Origin of the sequence: Pseudomonas sp. 39004 (assembly GCF_028682155.1) — a bacterium.
In the GTDB taxonomy this organism is placed as follows: domain Bacteria; phylum Pseudomonadota; class Gammaproteobacteria; order Pseudomonadales; family Pseudomonadaceae; genus Aquipseudomonas; species Aquipseudomonas capeferrum.
The window spans coordinates 1-19687 of record NZ_JANIAG010000103.1; the positions used below are offsets into that span (position 1 = coordinate 1).

General features: G+C 56.7%; 12 protein-coding genes. 1 reads left to right on the forward strand and 11 read right to left on the reverse strand.

The genetic code is table 11. From position 1 onward, the window contains the following. Nucleotides 1-724: 724 nt before the first annotated feature. The 3 genes from tnpC to tnpA all read right to left on the reverse strand — a co-directional run bounded on the left by tnpC (nucleotide 725) and on the right by tnpA (nucleotide 2976). A complete protein-coding gene (gene tnpC, locus NP534_RS17630; RefSeq protein ID WP_274099555.1) occupies nucleotides 725-2260 on the reverse strand; it encodes an IS66 family transposase in 1536 nt (511 codons plus the stop codon). A 63-nt stretch (nucleotides 2261-2323) separates the two neighbouring features. Further along, on the reverse strand, nucleotides 2324-2659 hold the full coding sequence (tnpB, locus tag NP534_RS17635) for an IS66 family insertion sequence element accessory protein TnpB (protein ID WP_232893846.1): 336 nt from the start codon (nucleotides 2657-2659) through the stop codon (nucleotides 2324-2326). Continuing rightward, on the reverse strand, nucleotides 2656-2976 hold the full coding sequence (gene tnpA / locus NP534_RS17640; protein ID WP_034111071.1) for an IS66-like element accessory protein TnpA: 321 nt from the start codon (nucleotides 2974-2976) through the stop codon (nucleotides 2656-2658). The genes tnpB and tnpA overlap by 4 nt, the downstream gene beginning before the upstream one ends. A gap of 101 nt (nucleotides 2977-3077) precedes the next feature. Here tnpA and NP534_RS17645 point away from each other — a divergent pair, with 101 nt between their 5' ends. Then, nucleotides 3078-3314 (forward strand): hypothetical protein, encoded by a 237-nt coding sequence (locus NP534_RS17645; RefSeq protein ID WP_274099562.1) that lies wholly within the window; start codon nucleotides 3078-3080, stop codon nucleotides 3312-3314. Nucleotides 3315-3380: 66 nt separating this feature from the next. On the opposite strand, the gene NP534_RS17650 is transcribed toward NP534_RS17645, so the two are convergent. The 8 genes from NP534_RS17650 to zorA1 all read right to left on the reverse strand — a co-directional run bounded on the left by NP534_RS17650 (nucleotide 3381) and on the right by zorA1 (nucleotide 18912). Continuing rightward, entirely contained in the window at nucleotides 3381-4292 is a 912-nt protein-coding gene (locus NP534_RS17650) for a restriction endonuclease (RefSeq protein ID WP_027614913.1), read from the reverse strand. 28 nt (nucleotides 4293-4320) lie between these two features. Further along, nucleotides 4321-7521, reverse strand: a complete 3201-nt coding sequence (locus tag NP534_RS17655; RefSeq protein WP_274099556.1) for a type I restriction endonuclease subunit R — start codon at nucleotides 7519-7521, stop codon at nucleotides 4321-4323. Beyond that, nucleotides 7521-8864, reverse strand: coding sequence for a restriction endonuclease subunit S (locus tag NP534_RS17660; RefSeq protein WP_274099557.1), 1344 nt, complete (start codon nucleotides 8862-8864; stop codon nucleotides 7521-7523). The genes NP534_RS17655 and NP534_RS17660 overlap by 1 nt, the downstream gene beginning before the upstream one ends. Continuing rightward, entirely contained in the window at nucleotides 8861-10837 is a 1977-nt protein-coding gene (locus tag NP534_RS17665) for a type I restriction-modification system subunit M (protein ID WP_274099558.1), read from the reverse strand. Before NP534_RS17665 ends, NP534_RS17660 begins: the two co-directional genes overlap by 4 nt. Before the next feature lie 252 nt (nucleotides 10838-11089). Next, nucleotides 11090-14338, reverse strand: a complete 3249-nt coding sequence (zorD, locus tag NP534_RS17670) for a type I Zorya anti-phage system protein ZorD (RefSeq protein WP_274099559.1) — start codon at nucleotides 14336-14338, stop codon at nucleotides 11090-11092. Beyond that, on the reverse strand, nucleotides 14338-15966 hold the full coding sequence (zorC, locus tag NP534_RS17675) for a type I Zorya anti-phage system protein ZorC (RefSeq protein ID WP_274099560.1): 1629 nt from the start codon (nucleotides 15964-15966) through the stop codon (nucleotides 14338-14340). Before zorC ends, zorD begins: the two co-directional genes overlap by 1 nt. After that, on the reverse strand, nucleotides 15963-16706 hold the full coding sequence (gene zorB1, locus NP534_RS17680) for a type I Zorya anti-phage system protein ZorB1 (RefSeq protein WP_027614907.1): 744 nt from the start codon (nucleotides 16704-16706) through the stop codon (nucleotides 15963-15965). The genes zorC and zorB1 overlap by 4 nt, the downstream gene beginning before the upstream one ends. 13 nt (nucleotides 16707-16719) lie before the next feature. Continuing rightward, nucleotides 16720-18912 (reverse strand): type I Zorya anti-phage system protein ZorA1, encoded by a 2193-nt coding sequence (zorA1, locus tag NP534_RS17685; RefSeq protein ID WP_274099561.1) that lies wholly within the window; start codon nucleotides 18910-18912, stop codon nucleotides 16720-16722. Nucleotides 18913-19687: the final 775 nt, after the last annotated feature.

The following is a 19687-nucleotide window of genomic DNA, read 5'->3' on the forward strand; positions in this document are numbered from 1 at the left end:
TTTTTTCTCATTTATTCGCAGCAGTACTCTCGTAAAGGGGAATTTCACAGCTATCTCAATGGGTTAGGGCAGACTGGTGCAATTCTCATAATTTAGCGACGGGATCAATTTTGAAGGCTCCGGTTTTTATGCACCAATCGCGAATTGAGTGGAAAGCCCCAAAGCCCAGTATTTCCTAGGCCAAACCGAGTCCTTCGATAAATTAGTGGAATCCTTTATGGTTTTTCCACCGAAGAAACAAAATAAATCGTGATTTTCCACTGATTATTTCGGACAGATTCGTGCTTTTCCACTGATTGTTTCAAACGATTTTTGAACCAGTATTTATGTAAATCGGGCGACGTTTTTAGGCGAGCAATATAGGGTTGAGCGTGTCACCGCCACGCTTTTCCACCAATGATTTGTCTTCCCTGACGACGATACGAGCGTTGTTCTCGGTGCGTTTGCGCAGCTGGTTTCCCGGTGCCTGCCTGTTTCGGATCGCAAGGATGGGGTGCATGCGATCGGCGCCGTTCACCGGCTGAAGAACTACACGGCGGAGCAATTCCCGAAGGCTCTGGAGCACTATTGGAGCGCCTATCGTTCAGATGCCAACAGCTCAAGGTATACGCCCAAAACATTCGTTGAAGGTATTCGCAGAGCGAGAGCGGATCTGGCCGTTAGCGGTCATGCACACGAAAGCGTTGAAATGATGTAAGCGTCCGCCCAACTCACCTTGCGTAAGTTAGGCAGACACCCACTGATGCGGTAACAGTTGCCCGATCTCACTGGCCCGTTGCGTCGGCAACCGCGTCAGTACATCTTTGAGATAGGCATACGGATCATGCCCATTCATGCGCGCCGATTGGATCAGGCTCATGATTGCAGCTGCTCGTTTGCCGCTGCGCAAGGACCCGGCAAATAACCAGTTCGAGCGCCCGAGTGCCCATGGCCGTATCTGGTTTTCAACTTGGTTGTTGTCGATGGGCACAGCACCATCGTCCAGGTAGCGCGTCAGCGCTACCCAGCGTTTCAGGCTGTAGTCGAGGGCTTTGGCCGTGGCTGATCCGTTGGGCACCAGGTCGCGCTGGGCCAACATCCAGTCATGCAATTTTTTACTGATCGGTACCGCCATTTCCTGACGTATTCGCCAGCGATCTTCATCACTCATGTCCCGCGCCTGGCGTTCCACCTCGTACAGGCCGCTGATCGAGTGCAACGCCTGTTCGGCTAGCTGACTTTTGTTCGCCACATGCAGATCGAAAAACTTGCGACGGGCGTGGGCCATGCAGCCGATCTCAGTGATGCCTTGCTCAAAACCAGCTTTATAGCCAGCGAAGTCATCGCAAACCAGCTTGCCGTTCCAGTCGCCCAGGAAGTTACGCGCGTGTTCGCCAGCACGGCTTGGGCTGAAGTCGTAGACCACCGCCTTGAGCGCCGAAAACGGCGTCGTGCTGTAGGCCCAGACATAGGCTCGGTGGGTTTTCTTCTCGCCCGGCGCAAGCATTTGCACCGGCGTTTCATCAGCGTGAATCACGCCCTGGTTCAGAACGGCTTCACGCAGTGCATCGACCAGCGGCTGGAGCTGCACACCGGTTTGTCCGACCCACTGGGCCAGGGTCGAACGAGCGATTGCCAGCCCCGCGCGGCCAAAGATTTTCTCCTGCCGGTACAGCGGCAAGTGGTCGGCAAACTTCGCCACCATCGCGTGGGCCAACAAGACTGCGGTCGGGATACCTTTGTCGATAACCTGCGCCGGCACCGGCGCCTGCATCAGTATCTCGCACTGACGGCAGGCCCATTTGCCACGCACATGTTGCTCGACAGTGAACACGCCCGGCGTGTAATCCAGCTTCTCGCTGACGTCTTCGCCGATGCGCTGAAGTTGGCAGCCACAGGCGCACTGAGTGTCTTCGGGTTCGTGACGAATCACTGTGCGTGGAAACTGCAGCGGCAATGGCGCACGTTTCGGAGATTGCCGTGGCTCGGCTTGTGGCGAGGCTGGAAGGAGCTGTTTCAGTTCTGCTTCGATAGCTTCAAGGTCTGTGTCGAGCAGGTCATCCAGCAAGCTGCCTTGCGCCGGGCTGATTTGCTCGCTGCGCTTAGCAAACTTGTGGCGCTTGAGCAGGGCGATTTCGAACTTGAACTGTTCGATGAGGATTTCATCGTTCTGGATCTTCCTGCTCATCGCCTCGACTTGGGACTGCAACTGCAGCGCCTGTGCCGCCAAGGCACGGAGCTGTTCCGGGGTCATCTGGTCGAGGTTGGGCGAGAAAGTCATGCCGCCGATTGTGCCAGAGCAGGCCCGAAACGACGACAAGCAGACCGGTCAAATGGCCGGCGATTACAGCATGCTGATCACGCCACCCGTACCGACTCGCTGCCACGGCAAACCCAGTACCAACGCCTGGAGTTGTTCGCTGTCGAGTTCGACCTCGCAGCCGTGGCGAATTCCGGGCCAGTGAAACTTGCCTTGGTTCAGTCGCCGCGCCGCAAGCCAGACGCCCACGCCATCGTGCACCAGTACTTTCATCCGGTTAGCCCGACGATTGGCGAACAGATAAGCGCAGTGCGGCTTCGCCGCACCGAACACTGCGATCACCCGGGCTAATGCGGTTTCGGTGCCGGCGCGCATATCCATCGGCTCGGTGGCCAGCCATATTGCATCGATGCGGATCATTGAGCGACAGCCCGGATAAATTGCGCGCAGCCCTCGGGATCTGAGGTTGGCCACTTCACTGTGATCACTTGGCCGGCCATGGGCAACTCGATGATCACTGACGCTTCGGCTGGCCGTTTAGGTACGGCTTTTAGCGGGACGAATGCCGGTAGTGAAGTCGCTGCGGGCTGGTCTCGATAGAGCGGCATCCATTTTCGGATGACGTTGGCATTGATGCCGTGGCTGATGGCGACACTTGAGACAGTCGCCCCAGGTTGCAGGCATTCCTGAACGACTTGGGCTTTGAACGGTTTCGGATAAGAGCTTCGTTGGCGCATGGAAATCCTGGCGATAAGGGCGATCGCGTCCGCTTAAAAATACGCGGACACCATCGCCCTTAAAGCTGGAGTTCGGAAGGTGAGTTCGCCGGACGCTTACCCTGAGCGGCACCCTGGCAGGTTCGAAAACAACGCAGCAACGCCACCTACGCCAAGCCCGAATCATGCAAGCGGCCATTCAACAGCGATGGCAGCGAGACAATCCTTGGACCTGGCAACTGAAGCATGTTCGCTGGTTTCTCGCCCAGTACCTGAAAGATCATTCCGAGGCCAGCAGATATTACTATCGACTCACTGCTTCACTGATCTTGAAGCGTAGGGGAGCCATCGGGCGCTGACATCATGTTAGAGGGATATGAGTTAGTATTAGCTGCCGAAGTCATGCTAAGACCAGACGTTACAATTCACTCCCCTGCGAAATAATCGCTGTCCAACTGCTTCACCTCATACACCTGCTTAATGCTTACACCCAAGTTATTCTCGACCATCAGCCGCGCCAGCTCGACACCATCGATCAGCACCACTTTGATATCCAGCCCCAGCGCTGCAGCACGGGCGCCATCCGAGAAATCCGACGTGGTGATAAACACGCCTTTGCGGGCACGCTGGCGTGTCAAAGCGCCGATAAATTTGTCGATTTCCGGACGGTGCACAGTGTTGGTCCAGCGCTTGGCCTGCAGATAAATCACGTCAAGGCCGAGCTTGTCTTCTTTAATAATCCCGTCAATCCCATCATCATTGGTTGCCTGGGTTGCCTTACCGGCTTCCTTACGCGATCCGCCGTAGCCCATGGCGATCATGAGATCGACCACCAACTGCTCAAAAAAGCTGGGGGTAGCGGCCCGGACTTGCACTAACAGCTCATCTGCCAGTGACTGTACCAATGCTTGATGCGCTTCTGCCAACTGCTCGTCAGGCGTGGTTTCAGCAACCTCGACAGGTAGCAAGGCAGGCGCGTCAAGCTCTTGCGGTTTGGCGGTATGGAAGTCTGCGAATTCAGGGAACTGCTTCAGCCAACTAACCGTGATGCGCTCCGGGCCATCAGCCAAAGTAGTGAGGCCGCGCGGCGTAATCTGCACCATCCCCTTAGTAGGAATGCACAGCAGTCCCGCTTTGTTCAAATAAGTACGTGCCCAGCCCACTCGGTTGTTGATTACTGTCTGATGGCCAGAAGGCAGCCGCTCCTTGCGCTCCTCCTCGGTCAGTTGAAACCGCTCGGCCACCTGCTCGCGCACCTCGTTGAGTGGCATCGGCATACCATTTTGCACAGTGGCCAGCACAGGCCGCATCACGCTTTGAAAATCAGGAATTGCCATCGTTGCATCCTATCCTTACACGCGGTGTTCAGGCACCGTGCAAGCCGCTCTGATCAAATCCAGCCGCTGTCTTCAGCATCTTCAAAATCACCAGCGCAAACGCCCGACTCTTCGTCTCGTTATCCAGCACCTCCAGCGAGAGTTTCTCGTGGTCGGTCATGGCGTCCAGCACGGTGTCCAACACGCGTTTTGGGAACAGGCCGTGCATCACTTGATCCACCGAGTGGTTGTTCACCTGGGCCATCACATCTTCCTGGCGGCTGATGCGCTGGGCGATGCCGGTAAGGAACTGCAGTTGGTCGTCATCACTCACCTCGGCTCCGAAGATATCGTTCAGCGCCTCGATAATTTCCGATAAGCGCTTCTTCTCCGGATCATGGGGCTTGCCGCTGCCCACATCACTACTAGGTTTGAGGGTGTATTCGCCGGTTTCCTCGTTCAGGCGCAGCTGATGCTCGGCGCGCTTGCTCAGACGGTAGTGACTCAGTTGCAACTCGCCCACATCCACGTCGTCTTGTTGTAGTCGATCCACGCGCAACAGCGGGTGCAGGTGTTTGGCGTACACGCAGAGCTGCTCCAGTTCACGGTCCTCGTAGGGGACAATCTGCGAGAGGAACTCGTACAGGCGCACAAAGCTCTGCAGGTTTTTACGGAACAGGTCGAGTTGATCGATTTGCTCGCCGGCCTCTTTCAGCGCGTGCTCGGCTTTTTTCAGGCCGCTACTGTCGCCGTTAGTCTCGGCCGTGCGTTTGAAGTCCAGCGCCTGCTGGCGCGACTCCACCGAGAAGGCGTAGCGCTTGGCAAAGCGCTCCTTGGCCGGTGTGCAATAGTAGCTGAGCTTGCTGGCCGCAGCCTTGGGGTCGAAGAAGGCCATGGCGAACGCCTCGACCTCCTGCCAGTGATAGATCCCCTCTGCATCCAACTTCTTCTGCAGGTCATAGATGATCTGCGGGTCGGTCACATCGGTCAGCTCGGCCTTGGTGTAGTACGGCAAGAAGGCGTCGAGAATATCCTGCGGCTCGTTGAAGAAGTCGAGGATGAAGGTTTCCTTGCTATCCCCGAAGGTGCGGTTCAGTCGCGACAGGGTCTGCACGCAGTCCACGCCTTGCAGCTTCTTGTCCACGTACATGGCGCAGAGCTTGGGTTGATCGAAGCCGGTCTGGTACTTGTTGGCCGCGATCATCACATTGAAGTCCTGGGTATCGAAGGCGTCCGCCAGGTCACGGCCATTCAGGCCGGCGTTGAGCAGGCTGCTGCTTTCCGTCACCTCTTCGGGGATCACCTCATCCGGCAACACGCTGCCGGAGAACGCCACCAGCGGGTGGACATCGCGGTAACCCATCTGCTGCACATAGGCTTTGACGGCTAACTGGTAGCGCACTGCTTCCTGACGGCTGCTGGTCACCACCATAGCCTTGGCCTGGCCATTCAGCAGACCACGAATATTGGCGCGGAAGTGCTCGACGATCACCTCGACCTTCTGGCTAATGTTGTACGGGTGCAAACGCACCCAACGGGCCAGTTTGATGCGCGCCTGTTTGCTGTCCACCTCGTCGTCTTCGCCGTCCGGGTGAGCGATCTTCCAGGCGGTGCTGTAGGTGGTGTAGTTGCGCAGCACGTCGAGGATAAAACCTTCCTCGATGGCCTGGCGCATGGAGTACAGGTGAAACGCCTCCGGCTTGTTGCTGGCACTAACCGGCAGGGTTGGGTCGGCCGGGCGACCGAACAGCTCCAGAGTCTTGGCCTTGGGCGTGGCGGTAAAGGCGTAGTAGCTGATGCGCTCATTTGGTTGGCGCGCCTGCACGGCGGCGTCCAACAGCTCTTCAGCGGTCACTTCTTCGCCATCCATAACATCGCTGCCAAGTATCTGCTTCAGCTTGCTAGCCGATGAGCCGGTTTGCGAGGAGTGCGCCTCGTCGGCGATCACCGCATAGCGCCCGCTGGCCAGCTTGGGGTACTTGTCCAGCGCATCGAACAGCGCCGGGAAGGTCTGGATGGTGACGATGATGATGCGGGTCTGCTCAGCCAGCGCCTCGGCCAGTTGTTCGGATTTGCTCTGGTTACCGACATCGCGGCTGATCGGTTTGACCACACCCTGGGCGTGCTCGAACTGGTAGATGGTGTTCTGCAGCTGGCTATCCAGCACCGTGCGGTCGGTGACCACGATCACCGAGTTGAACAGGCGCTGGCCGGCATCGTCGTACAGCGAGGCCAGTTGATGCGCGGTCCAGGCGATGGAGTTGGACTTGCCCGAGCCGGCGCTGTGCTGGACCAAATAGCGCTTGCCCGGCCCTTCGACACGGGTGGTGTTGATCAACTGGTTGACCACTTCCCACTGGTGGTAACGCGGGAAGATCATCGTCTCCTTGGTCACCGGCGTGCCGTCGAAGCCTTCGCTGGTTTTCTTGTCCAGGTGCAGAAAGCGCCCCAGCACCTTGAGCCAGGCATCCGGCTGCATCAGGCGCTGCCACAGGTAGCTGGTGGCGTACTGGCTGTCGTCTTCCGGCATGGGGTTGCCCGCGCCGCCTTCTTCGCTGCCAAGGTTGAACGGCAGGAAGAAGGTGTCTTTACCCGCCAGTTGGGTGGTCATCGCCACCTCGTTCTGGCCGACGGCAAAGTGCACCAGCGCGCCGCGCTTGAAGGTCAGCAACGGCTCCGGCTTGCGCGTCAGCGGGTCTTTTACCGGGCGGTCGTAACGGTATTGGCGCTTGGCGTTTTCCACCGACTGCTTGAACTCGCTTTTCAGCTCCAGCGTGGCGGTGGGGATGCCGTTGACGAACAGCACCAGATCCAGCCGTGGGTTGTAGCTTTGCCCGCTGCTGCCCGCCTCACGCGCATGCGGCGAATAGGACACCTCCGGCACCACGCGCAAGCGGTTGCACTGGTAGCGCTTGAGGGTACCCGGGTTCATGCCATGGTCGGGCTGGAAGCTGCACAGCTCCACCTTCACCGCCGGCAGCTTAAAGCCATGGCGCAACACATCCAGAGTGCCGCTCTGCTCCAGCTCGCGCACCAGCTTTTGCACCAGCACCTCTTCCGGCGCATTGGGGTTGGCCTTGGCGAACTTGTCCCAGCGCTCGGGCCAGGCGTCCTTGAAGTAGCCCAGCACATCTTCGGCATACAACGCGGTACGGCGGTCGTAGCCGCTGGCGGTGCCGACTAGCCAGCCCTGGGCGGCCAGGGCGTCGATAATGTCGCATTGAAACTGAGCTTCCTTGCTGTCCGCCATTACACGGCCTCTTCTACTAATTCGGGGGATGGCGCGCTGGCCGCTGGCTGCCAACCGCGCACGTCGATTTTGCCGGTGACGGCGGCGGAAATTAGGGCTGAGCGGCGCTCTTGGAGCAATTCGACTGTGGACGTCGCTACACCAACGAGTTGCTCATGCCGCGCACGATCTTGATCCAGATATGCAAGGATCTCTTGTTGTTCATTCACGGAGGGGATTGGTAGCGCCAGACCCATAGCATTACTTGCAGATATCGATGCCAAATTGGTGCTTTGCTTAGAGTTCAGGAAGAAGTAGATACGCGCCTGCTCGGACTGAGTAAAGGTGGCCAACCATTCAGCTTTGAGCGAACCATTAGGCCGAATAGCAAATACATGATTTTGATGAAGGCATGGTGATATTTGCCCTTGCCAAACTGTTCCACGGCCCAGTTTGTCATTATCGCCACCCTCGTTCATAAGCACGTCACCAGCACGAAGGCTGTAACGTTCCACTTCTGATTCGAGTACGGAGATCTCTTTTACTTCACTTAAATCTACAAATCCGTTTTGCACATTCGCTACACGCAAATACGGCATCAATACAGTCTCGCGCCCTTCATAATCCTTACCCTTAGCCACACCACCTTGGATGGTTGCGTACCAGCGCAAAGCACCTACATCCCAATGCGCCGGCACCTCGCCTAGCCACTCCACGCAGGAATCCTTCATCGACACCGTGGGGTCGAGGCCTTTGGTGACGGTATGGGAGATGACGGTCTGGCGCTTTTCCTTGAGCAGTTCGATCAAGCGCTGCTGCTCTTCGATCAGCGCGTCGATGCGGGCGGTTTCGTGGTCGAGGAAGCGGGCGATTTGGATTTGTTCGGCCTCAGAAGGAACACCCAGCACAATATTCTTCATGTCAGAAAAATTCGTGCTCCAAAGGTCAGCCACTATTCCCTTACCCCAACGGTAATACTCTTCTTGGAAAAGCTCGCTTCTGAATAAGTGATGAATAAATGGGCCGTGTAATCCACTCGGGGTCAGGACAGTACAAATCAAAGAGACTGACCCATCTAGGGGAGACAACCCGGAAGACCCCTTGCGGTCGGAGCGGCTATTGATAACAAAATCGCCCGCCAACACTTTCTTTCTATTGTCCCCATCCTGCGTTTTTGCTGCGCTTTCAAGCCGGGGAACAATCCCGTGTTTGGTCACTGACAAAGGCTCGAACTCAGTATCACTGGCCCTTTCGCGGCGCTCATCGAAGTAATGGCCAAGACGCTTGAGTGCCCAGCTTTCAGGTACGTCTCCCAACCAGATAAAGCCTGACGCCTTATATTTCGGATAACAGGGGAATGTCATGCCGACAGCCCCTCAATCATATGCTTGATCCGGTCGGTGCAGGTTTTCAGGTCGCGGTCGATATCAGCCAGCGGACGCGGTGGCTGGAACACATAAAAGTGGCGGTTAAAGGGAATCTCGAAACCGACAATGCCGACCTCGCCATCCTGTGCATCGGTTTTGCTTTCGTCTATCCAGGCATCCGGTACATGGGGAATAACTTCGCGCTGGAAGTAGTCGTACACCGACTCGCCCAGCGGCACGTTCTCGTTGTCACGCAGGCCAGCGTCGGCTTCGGGTTGGCCTTTGGTCGTGCAGATATCCGCCTCGGGGTCGCGCTCGCTCAAGGCATTGAGCAGGGCTTTTAGCTCCGGCGTGCTGAGGCTGATGCTGTGCGCGGTGAGGGCTTTTTTCAACAACTTGCTGAACTGCTCGCGGTTGCGGTGCAACACGCTGGCGTCGAGGGTTTGCAAGGCTTCTAGCAGTTGCTGCTGAGCGGCGCTGTCGAGCTTCTGCAGGGCTTTTTCTTCCAGCACCTTAGCGATGCGCTGGCTGCTTGCCTGGAAGTTCAGGCGCAGCGGGCGTTCGACGGTGATGCGGCGGTAGCCGAAGGCGTCGATGGGGAAGATTTTGCTCTGCGCGGTTTGCTCGAAGCTGCCATACAGGCGCACCAGCTCGCTAATTTGATCATCGGTGATGTACTGGCGCTTGCTGCCCAGCGATTTGCGCATCTTGGCGTAGTGCTGGCTGCCGTCGATCAACTGCACCTTGCCCTGGCGCGCAGCGGCCTTGTGGTTACTGAGTATCCACACATAGGTGGCGATGCCGGTGTTGTAGAACATGTCGGTCGGCAACGCGACTATGGCCTCGACCAGGTCGTTCTGCAGCAGGTAGCGGCGAATCTCCGACTCGCCCGAACCCGCGCCGCCGGTAAACAGCGGCGAGCCGTTGAGGATGATGCCGATACGCGAGCCACCTTCGCGCGGGTCACGCATCTTGCTGACCAGGTGCAGCAGGAACAGCAACGAGCCGTCCGACACGCGCGGCAGGCCCGGGCCGAAGCGGCCATCGAAACCCTTGTGGCTGTGCTCGTCGGTGATCTGCTTTTGCACCTTCTTCCATTCCACGCCGAACGGCGGGTTGCTGAGCATAAAGTCGAAGTGCTTGCCGGCCAGCTGGTCGTTGGACAGGGTGTTGCCGAGCTTGATGCTGGCCACGTCCTGGCCCTTGATCAGCATGTCCGCCTTGCAGATGGCGTAGGACTCGGGGTTGAGCTCCTGGCCGTGCAGCGACACGCTGACCTTTTCGCTGATGGACTGGATGTACTCATCACCCTCGGACAGAAAGCCGCCGGTGCCGGCGGTTGGATCGTAGATGGTGACGATGCTGTTGGGCGCGAGCTTGTGATCCTGATCGGTGATCACCAGCGAGGTGGTGAAGTGCACGATATCTCGCGGGGTGAAGTGCTCCCCGGCGGTTTCGTTGGAGCTTTCCGCGAACTTGCGAATCAACTCTTCGAAGATGATGCCCATGCCGAAGTTGCTTATGAACTCGGGGCTCAGATCGGTTACCGCGAAACGCTGCGCCACCTGGTACAGCAGGTTGGCGGTTTCCAACTGCTGAACGAAATCTTCGAAGTGGAAGTGCTCGAAGATCTCGCGGGCATCCTTGCTGAACGCCTGCACGTAGCTCATCAGGTCGGCGGCAGTCTGGGTGTCGGACAGGGTGCCGAGGGTCAACGATGAGGAGTTGAAGAACTGCTGGTCAGCGGCGCGCAGCATGTACATTTCACGTACGGTGTCCGGGCGGCCTTCCTGAGCGTAGGACTCGTAAATCACGGCATCCTTGGTCGGCGCCAGCACACACTCCATACGCCGCAGCAGGGTGAATGGCAGGATGATGCGGCCGTACTGGGACTGCTTGAAATCACCACGCAGTAGGTCGGCAATCGACCAGAGAAAGGCGGCCGTCTGGGAATGATTTTCCGTGTTCACTCAATAATTCCTTGGAATACACAGGCAAAAGGGTGAGTTTAACCTTTCGAGCCGACTGAATGTCACAGCCCGAGGGCTCATGGGCGGCCTGGATGCCGCGCACATTAAGCCTCAGAACGTCCAGTGCCAACACTTGACGTGCGAACAGGTAAATAATCCACTCAGTTACCACTGACGCACCCGCCCTAGCTCGCAGGTTCTTGCGGATTGGCACGCTTGGAGATGAGCGCACCTGTACCCATAATTGACATATCAATGCGTGTTCAGCACGGCTTCAAAATCAGAAGCCTGCAGCTCCGAGGTTCCACTCAACATATCTCGCGCCAACGCTCGCCGCTTACTCAGCAGCTCGTCCAGCGTCGCTTCAAACGTCGGCATCGTCGCATCCCGAACCGTCGGGTAGTACACATACACATCCTTCTGCTGCCCAATCCGATAGGCTCGATCCGTCGCCTGATCTTCCTTGGCCGGGTTCCAGCAGCGCGTAAAGTGAATGACGTGATTGGCCGCCTGCACGTTCACCCCGAATCCGACGGCGATAGTGGACAGGATGATGACGGCGAAACCCGGCAGCTCTTGGAATTGATCGATCAGCCTCTGCCGGCTATTGGCGCTCTGACTGCTGGTACTGGTATCGCCATTGATGACCGTCGCCCGAAACCCGAAATGCTGCTGAATCGCATGCTGCAGTTCCCGCTGAATATCTCGCAACTCGGTAAAGACGATGACCTTGTCGCCGTTGCCGGCCCTTTTGATCGACTCGAGCGTCTGAATCAGCCACTGAAGCTTCGGCGAGTTGTCGCGCAACCGCGTGTCGGGCTGAACGCTGTAAGGATGGGCACAAATCAGCTTGAGCTTGTGCAGCAAGCCCAGCATGCCGGAGGTCTTTTGATCTAGCTGCTCTTCGATCTGCTGCTTTTGGCTGTATGCGGATATTTCGGACAGATAGAGGTTACGCTGCAGGGCATGCATGCCGAGTGAACGGCATGCTGCGTCTTCGATTTTGGCCGGCAGGTCCTTGGCGATGTCCTGCTTGGTCCGCCGCAAAGTCTGCGGTTCGATAAGCCCACGCAGGCGTTCCAGCGCATCTGTATCACGCTCTAGTGCGGCTTCGATGGGGCGCTGATAGTCGCGACCGAACTGGTTCAAGCCGCCCAAGAATCCTGGCTGAATGAAGTCGAACAGGCACCAGAGATCGATCAGGGTGTTCTCGACCGGCGTACCGGTACACGCTACTCGGAACCGTGCGGGAATGGCTTTGATCGCCTGAGTCACCAGTGCCGCCGGGTTCTTCAGCTTCTGAGCTTCGTCGCACACGACGATGGACCATTGCTGGCGCGCCAGGGAAAACTCCTGATCACGCAGTGTCTCGTATGTCGTCAGGACGATTCGGGCATCGCCCATCCAACCTGGGCGCAGCAGGTTCTTGATACCTTTGGCTTTCAAATCCGCTGGGATTTCATCTTTCTTGAACTTCACTGCGCTCAAGGCTGAGCCATACAGCTTCAACACGGGCAGTGCGTCAGCAAAGAAGAACCTGTGAAGCTCTCGCTCCCAATTGTCTAGCAACGAGACAGGAGCGACGATCAGTGTTGGCTGATCTTTTGGATACTGTTCCAGGTACCAGACCAGGAAGGTGAGCAGTTGGATTGTTTTCCCAAGCCCCATGTCATCGGCGAGCAAGCAACCCGATACGTCCGTGGGGGACAAGCGGAACAAATGCTGCAACCACGCTACACCTTGAAGCTGATGGTCGCGCAGGACGACTTCTGGCTTGAGCAGGCCAGGCAACTCTGGCGTTGCATCCAAAGCGGCGCATAACGCTGCTTGACGTACCTGAACGTAAGTCGGCTCGTCAATGTTGTGGCCGATTTGCAGTACGGCGCGGCCAACTTTCTCCCGCTGCTCAACCTGCTCGGTCTCGACAGGCGCAATTTTCTTCGACCACGCATCAAACAGTTGCTCGGCAGCGGCAATCGAGAGTGGTGTTTCAGACTCTGGCAAACAGACCGTTTCATCACCGGCAGCGCGAGCTTCATCAAGCCGCTGCCCAAACGCTTCAAATTGAGCGCGATCAGAAGGATCCCACCGACCAAGGACTTCTGCATCGATGCCCAGCGCTGCTACATCCTTCGGCAACCAGTTCTCGGTCGCCTCTTTGACCAGGAAAGGCGAAGTAATTCTTTCCGCTTCCCCAATACCCGTCACGCGGTCGCCGTAGAGGGAAAGGTCCAGGACCGAGTCAAACTCGATACCGGCCGCTTCGTTTTGCCAACGTTTAAGCAGGTCATTGATGCCTGCCAACTGGCGCAAATCAAAATCGCTGAGTTCCAGTTCATAGCCCTGCCAGAAGCCCGCAGGCATGCCGGCGGCCAACTTCAGCTGCAGTTCATGCACAAGCGGCGCGAATTCATGGGCGGCTTTGAACTCAATCTCGATAGGCACTTGCGGGGTTGGAGAAATCGGTTCGAGCGAAAATGTTACCTGCTCAATTCGCTGGCCCGCTTCATCCAGTTTGGGTTCCAGATGGAAACGATGAAAGAAAATACCGGCCTCGGCGAGCTCGTCTTCATAGGCTTCGGCATCCAGCACTTGCACGGCACTTTCGCCGAGTGTGCTGTAAGGGTTACGGACGAATGAAAGGGCATCGTCACCAGCAACCCGACGTCCGGGCAACGAACGCACGTAGTCCAGTACCGATTTGACTTCAGGCTCAATCAGAACATGAGTCAGCGAGCCATCGTCACCCGTTACCCGGTATCGATCCTGAACCTGCTTGGCACCGTCAAAGCTCTCAAGCCAGTTGGCCGGCTGGCCTTCAAAGCTCGGTTGCAACTCGATAACCGGTGTGTCGCCTAGCGTCGACTTTCGTGGGTTGAGCCGCAGCTTCTCGGGTTTGATAACGACGGTCTTATCCAGGAAACCATCCATACCGGCGCCAGCCTTACGCGCCAGTTTTCTGATGCTGGCCCAGCCGATCTGGTTGGTCACTTCACCGGGCTCATTTTGTTGTGCCAGATAAAGCTGTCGTACCGCACCGGTCAGTTTCCAGGATGCCTCTGGCAGCATTTCTGTAGCGCCCTGATACTGAACAATGGCCCCCGTTCGCTGCACCTGCACGTTGGTATTGGACTGCGGATCACGCCAGCCATTGATGGAGACCTTGAAATCGTCGTAGGCAAGGCTGCCCTGGCTGCTCAATTGAGGTATGAGGGCTGTCTCCGGCGGCAACCCCAATAGTGGCATGCTTGTTACGTGCTCTGGCTCATCCAGCAGTCGGTAGAGCTCATCCCACGTCAAGAGCCAGCGATCACTCAACTGGGAGACGAACTCCTCTTCTTCCAGCTGATCAAGATAACTCGCCAGCGACCAAGACTCCGTACTCTCCGCCAAACTCAGGGGATAACAGATGCCCTGCTCTTCAATGGAAAAAACCGGCTCAGTATTTTCTACTGCCGAGTTCGGCTGCAGGCCAATACCTTTTAGGAAACGCTTGAGCATTACTGTCTCCAGAACCGGAGTGGCTGGTTATTGACGGGCCTGAAGCCCAGGCGCTGCAGTGCAGTTACTGCGGCCGGGTCATGATCATCAAGCTGGACCTGAAATGCACCGCCGCGCTCGCGCTGATCATAGACCTTGTGTTTGACCGACTTTAGAGCGTCACGGACCTGGTCTTCAAAAGGCAACGCTTTGGCTGAGCCTGCCGCTGCGGCCTGACTCTGTACACGAATACCCCATTGCTCGAGGGCATAATCGAATTTGCTGAGCCAACCCTCTATGCGGTCCGGGCGGCTGGGTGCGGGTGAATGCCGCATTCGATCCAGTGCACGATTAGGCTGCTTCAGCTCGCTCGCCAATTCGAGCTGCATCTTGTCTGGGTTGAAAGGCGACTTGTCTGCTTGATACACATAGCAGGCATTACCCGTACCGGAGAATTCCACGAAAAAGTAGTTCCCGATCTGCATGATGACGGCATTGTTATGGCCAGGCCCGCCTAGCAGTCGGCTGAGGCGCCCCTTGTTCTTCTCTCGGAAGTGGACGAAGTCTCGCCCGCTGTCATGCCATGCATCCGAACCCATGACAATCCGGGTGTAACTCATCTGGTTGGCAAAACGCAGCCAATAATGCAGACGAGATTGATCGACTTCTGCTTCCCCTTTGAGCAGGTTGAAGAAGTGCTCCAGATCCTCCTTCGCAAACCACGCCACAACCATCGCACAGACATCATTATCGACATACTGCAGCCAACTGTTTTGTCTGGAGCGGATCTGCGGACTACCCCAATTGTCGAGCGCAAGCTGTTTGAGCAACGACGATGGCTTCTCCCGATAAGCTGCCAAGTGGTAACGCGACAGGCATGCACTCAGAATGTCGTTCATGTACCGCGGGTGCTGCCGACCGATGTCGACCAGGTCAGCCAAACGCTGAGAGAACTCGGCGTCATCCAGCATGAAAATGCGAGAAATCAGCACGGTAAAAATCCTGCGCCACAGCCAGCTGTTATCTGGGATCTGCGCAATCGTCTGCAATGCCGAAAGGTCGCTAATCTCGCCCTTGAACATCTGGTCACCCAGCGTGGCACCTGCCTGCTCGGAAAAAAGCTCCTGATGCTGCTGAACTATCTGCACCCACTCCTTCACTCGCTTTTGCTGGTCTCTGACGCATTCGAAACCGAGCTGAACGTCTTCGCGCAACAGGCACCAATTGGCGTTCTGCGCAGGCGTAGCGGCGTCGTACCCAAAGTAGCTGAAGCACAGCGCCAACCAATCCCGGCGGCTCAGCCTTCGCCCTTCAATACGCTGATGCACTTCATCGTGCACCCGGGCGTAAAGCTGGTCATCGTTCAGTATCGGCCCAACGCTCTCACTCTTGTCTGAAAGGCCGGCGAACACCAAGCGCCATTCCGAGGCGTTGAGTGGCAACACATTGCGAAACTTGCTTATCGCAGCACGGCGCTTTTCTTCGGGTGGCGGTAAGGCTTTTTCAGCGCGCTCAAATCGCTCGTAAAGATCGACTCCCGCAGCAGCCAGCCGGGGGAAACGCTCCAACGGTTCTGGGGCCTGCACCGTGCGATGAGCTGACAGGCTTTGGCTAATGGCGGCGGAAAGTCTCGCGATCGAACTGGTCATCGGTTCATCGCCAACTGACATTTTTCCACATCAGTATTAGTGAACACCGGCACATCAGGCTTGAGTTTGCCCTCCTTCTCCTTCAAGCCAAAAAACTGCATGCGCAACTCCACTCGCCGGCTTTCTTCCTTGGTGTCCTTTGCATTATTGAAGGACACGCCACCCGCCAGAAACATCGATCTGATTTGCTGCTGATGCTCCGGCGACAATCCGACCTGGAGCGGGCTGCGACTATCGAGCAGGCTGCACATCACCCACTCCGAACGCTGCAGTGACAGGTGCAGGTTATAAAGGTAGGAACCATCGGTATCGGTAGACCCCTCGATCACGACCTGCTTGAACCACTTGCGCCCCTCTTCACTGTTGGCCGCGTCCAGAATCATCGGCACGACCTCCTGAAGTGCCGATTGGCCATCGTTGCTCAGCGCGTACTGGTTGTGCCCAAAGCGGCCAGCATCGCCGAAGCTAATCCGGTTGTCCTTGCAGTCCACGACGATGGTCTTGCTGGCAGTTTTCGCCTTGAGGCTCAGGTGCTCGCAAATCTGACTGATGTCCTTGCTACGCTGCTTCTCCCCCTGTTCCGCCTGGTTGATCCGCTGCGTCACAGAACTCAAAGCCGCCACCATGACTACAAGAAACAAAATCATCATCGCCGTCATCAAGTCAGCGAAGGAGATCCAAAAAGGCTTCTCTCCTTCGTCTTTTGAACGGGCAGCCGAAGGCATTTGCTTACCAAACATCGACTAACCTCCGTTACCGCCTGATGCGTTCCATGATGTCACTGAAGTCTTCGAGACTACCCTTGACCTCATCTACGCCGCTAGCGAGGCTTTTGACTGCTTTATCTAACTCGGTATCAAGGCTACCCAAGGTTTGTCTCAAAGCTCGATCCATGCCATCCCCGAACTCCTTAAAGCCGTTACCCAGAACACCACTGATGTTTTCGAGGTACTCATATACTTCACGGTTGAGCGCCTGCATCCGCTCGCTTTGAACCTTGAGGTCCTGGAGATACTGACTGCGACCGCTGGCTTCCCCTTGAGCACTGGCAACTACCCCTTCGATGACCGCGAGCGTTTTCGCGAGCGCTTCACGATTGTTCCGGTAGTCCGCGACTACGGTATTCAGCTCACGGGATGCCTGTGCAAGCTCAGCTCCTGCGCCCTGGACTGTACCCATCAGCCCTGCAGTCGACTCACTGGCTCGCGCAACGCTTTGTCCGGCGGTTTCAAACCGCTCAGCCGCCGCCCGCATCTTATCCGCACCCAGCTGCATACTTTGCAGATGCTGCTCAGTCTGGGCACTCAATGCATTGACGGTGTCCTGGGCAGACTTCTGTTGCTCGGAAACCGTCTGCAGCAACGCCTTGACCTGCTCGTCGAGGCCACCCACGAGTTCGCGGGTACCTTGGTGCAGGTCTGCCTGGGCAGCGCGGGTAGATTGATCCATCTGCTGCTGGCCCTGTTCCAGTTGCTTGAAGACTGCAGAAAGCTGCTCACCCAGCACCTCGACCGAGCCTGCAATCTTGGCCATGGTTTCCTGTTGGCCTTGGCCGATACTCTGCTTGATCGACTCGACAAAAGCCTGGAGATTCTCAGCCATTGCCTGTTGGCGAGCCTCGCTTTGAGCGAACAGCTTCTCCAGTTGCTCGGCCATTCGAGCGCCAGCCCCCTCTCCTTCGTTGCCGATACGGGCAACCGAAGCCTGAAGATTGGCGAGCATCTCGTTCATCCCCGCTTGCATGGCGTTTTGTCCGGCCTGCATATCGGCCAGTAGCTGGGCAATCATGGTCGAACTGCTTTGATTCGAGGACTCGCTAGCCGAACGCATATCCTGGATCAGCGTCGAGAAGCCCTGCTGCATCGACTGCATGGCGGCAACCGACTGGCCCATCAACTCGTGCAGGCCATTGAACTGCTGGCCGAACGTACCTTCCAGCTTGTTCATGAAGGCAACCAGAACATCCTGAAGCAGATTCTGTACCTGCCCGGACTGATCGCCACTGGCGGCCTGCACGGCACCCGCGATGGCTTCAAGCGGCGATTTGAGGCTGTTCTCGATTGCACCGCTCACCTGGTCGGCCAACAGCTGCCCAGAGTCGCGGTACGTCGTCGACAAGGTATCTGCCAATTTGAGGCTTTCACGGACCTGGGTATCAACCAGGTTCTGTAACATTTCCCGCAAATCGGTTACCAGGCTGTCCTTCAACTGACGGGTTTGCACCGAGCTTTCAGCACTTGATCGCACCAGTTCGGCCAGGTATTCCTCGCCGACACCGCTGTCAAAAAGCCCGTCGATGGTTTCATTGAATGCCTCAAGCAGCTTGTAGCAGTGTCCCAAGCGCCACTTTTCAGTAAGCGTGACGGCGATAGAGGCCATGATTGAAATGAAGGAGCCGATGAAAGCGAACAGCACGTCTTTCAACAGCTTATCGACGCTGGCGTTAACCTGTTCAGGCGTGCTCGGGTCAAAGTGCTGAAGACCTAGCATCAGGCCGAAGAAGGTTCCGACGATCCCGATACCGGTCAAGATACCCGGTAGGTGCTTATAGAACTCGGTCCCCAGCGGGGTATCAACCACACTTTGCGGTGAGAAGAAGTGTGCAGCACCGGCAGTGGCTCGCGATCGGACAAGAACCTGTTCGCCCTCCTTGAGCTCGAACTGATCGTGCAGCGTTTCAGCATACTCACGCCAGGAATGCTCCAATCTGCCGCCACTGAACAGACGTTCAAGCTCAGAGCGCCGAAGAGGTGGAGCGAGAGTTTTCACGTTCTGCAAGCTAACAGTCAAACGTTTCAGCTGGGCGCTGAGCTTGAATGACCTACAGAAGTAACGCACGAAATACCAAGCGCAAAGAATGAAAACGAGACCAACAACCATTTTGGGTGCGATCAGCTGCTCAGAGCTTGCTGCACCCCATAGGTGCAACAACGTCGAAAAATCCATAGCTTCTGCCTTCAATTAAGCATTCTTGATGTTCAGCATGACCGCATTACCGACACTGATGCGTCAAAGACCAATCCAGTTGGATCAATGACAGCACCTTGCCAAGCGCGCGCTTCGGGGTGCCACAAACTCGGAATGAGCGGGCGCACCACGTGCACCCTAGAACCTTCCGTGGACAAATGTTGGGAGATAATGCCCTTATGCCAGCACCTTAGCTTGAGCCGTAACTGTCGTAAAGCTGAAAGCTCAACCCCTATATTCGGCATCCTGAAGCGAAGCGATTTCCCATCTACCCGCTTAGCTTGAGAGCAGCCCTTTAGGTACATCTGATCGGGGTGAAAAACCTCAGGCAAGTGCAGTGCAGGCTGATGGCGGGCTATGCCTTCAGTTCGATGCGCCGCGTCGGTGTCCAGCCGGTCCGACGATCGGATCAGAAGCTCGCGCAGGTCAGTCGAAGCAGGCTGACGCTTCGACCAGGTCGACCGCGATTTGGGCGCAGGTCGACTTACAGTCGTCACTGTTGTTTGTTGGCAGGCTAGGAATAGGTATCTCAGTATTCCAGTTGGTATTCCAGGCTAAAATTCAAACCGAAATTAAGCCTATTAATCGTAAGCGTCCGGCGAACTCACCTTCCGAACTCCAGCTTTAAGGGCGATGGTGTCCGCGTATTTTTAAGCGGACGCGATCGCCTTTATCGCCAGGATTTCCATGCGTCAACGAAGCTCTTATCCGAAACCGTTCAAAGCCCAAGTCGTTCAGGAATGCCTGCAACCTG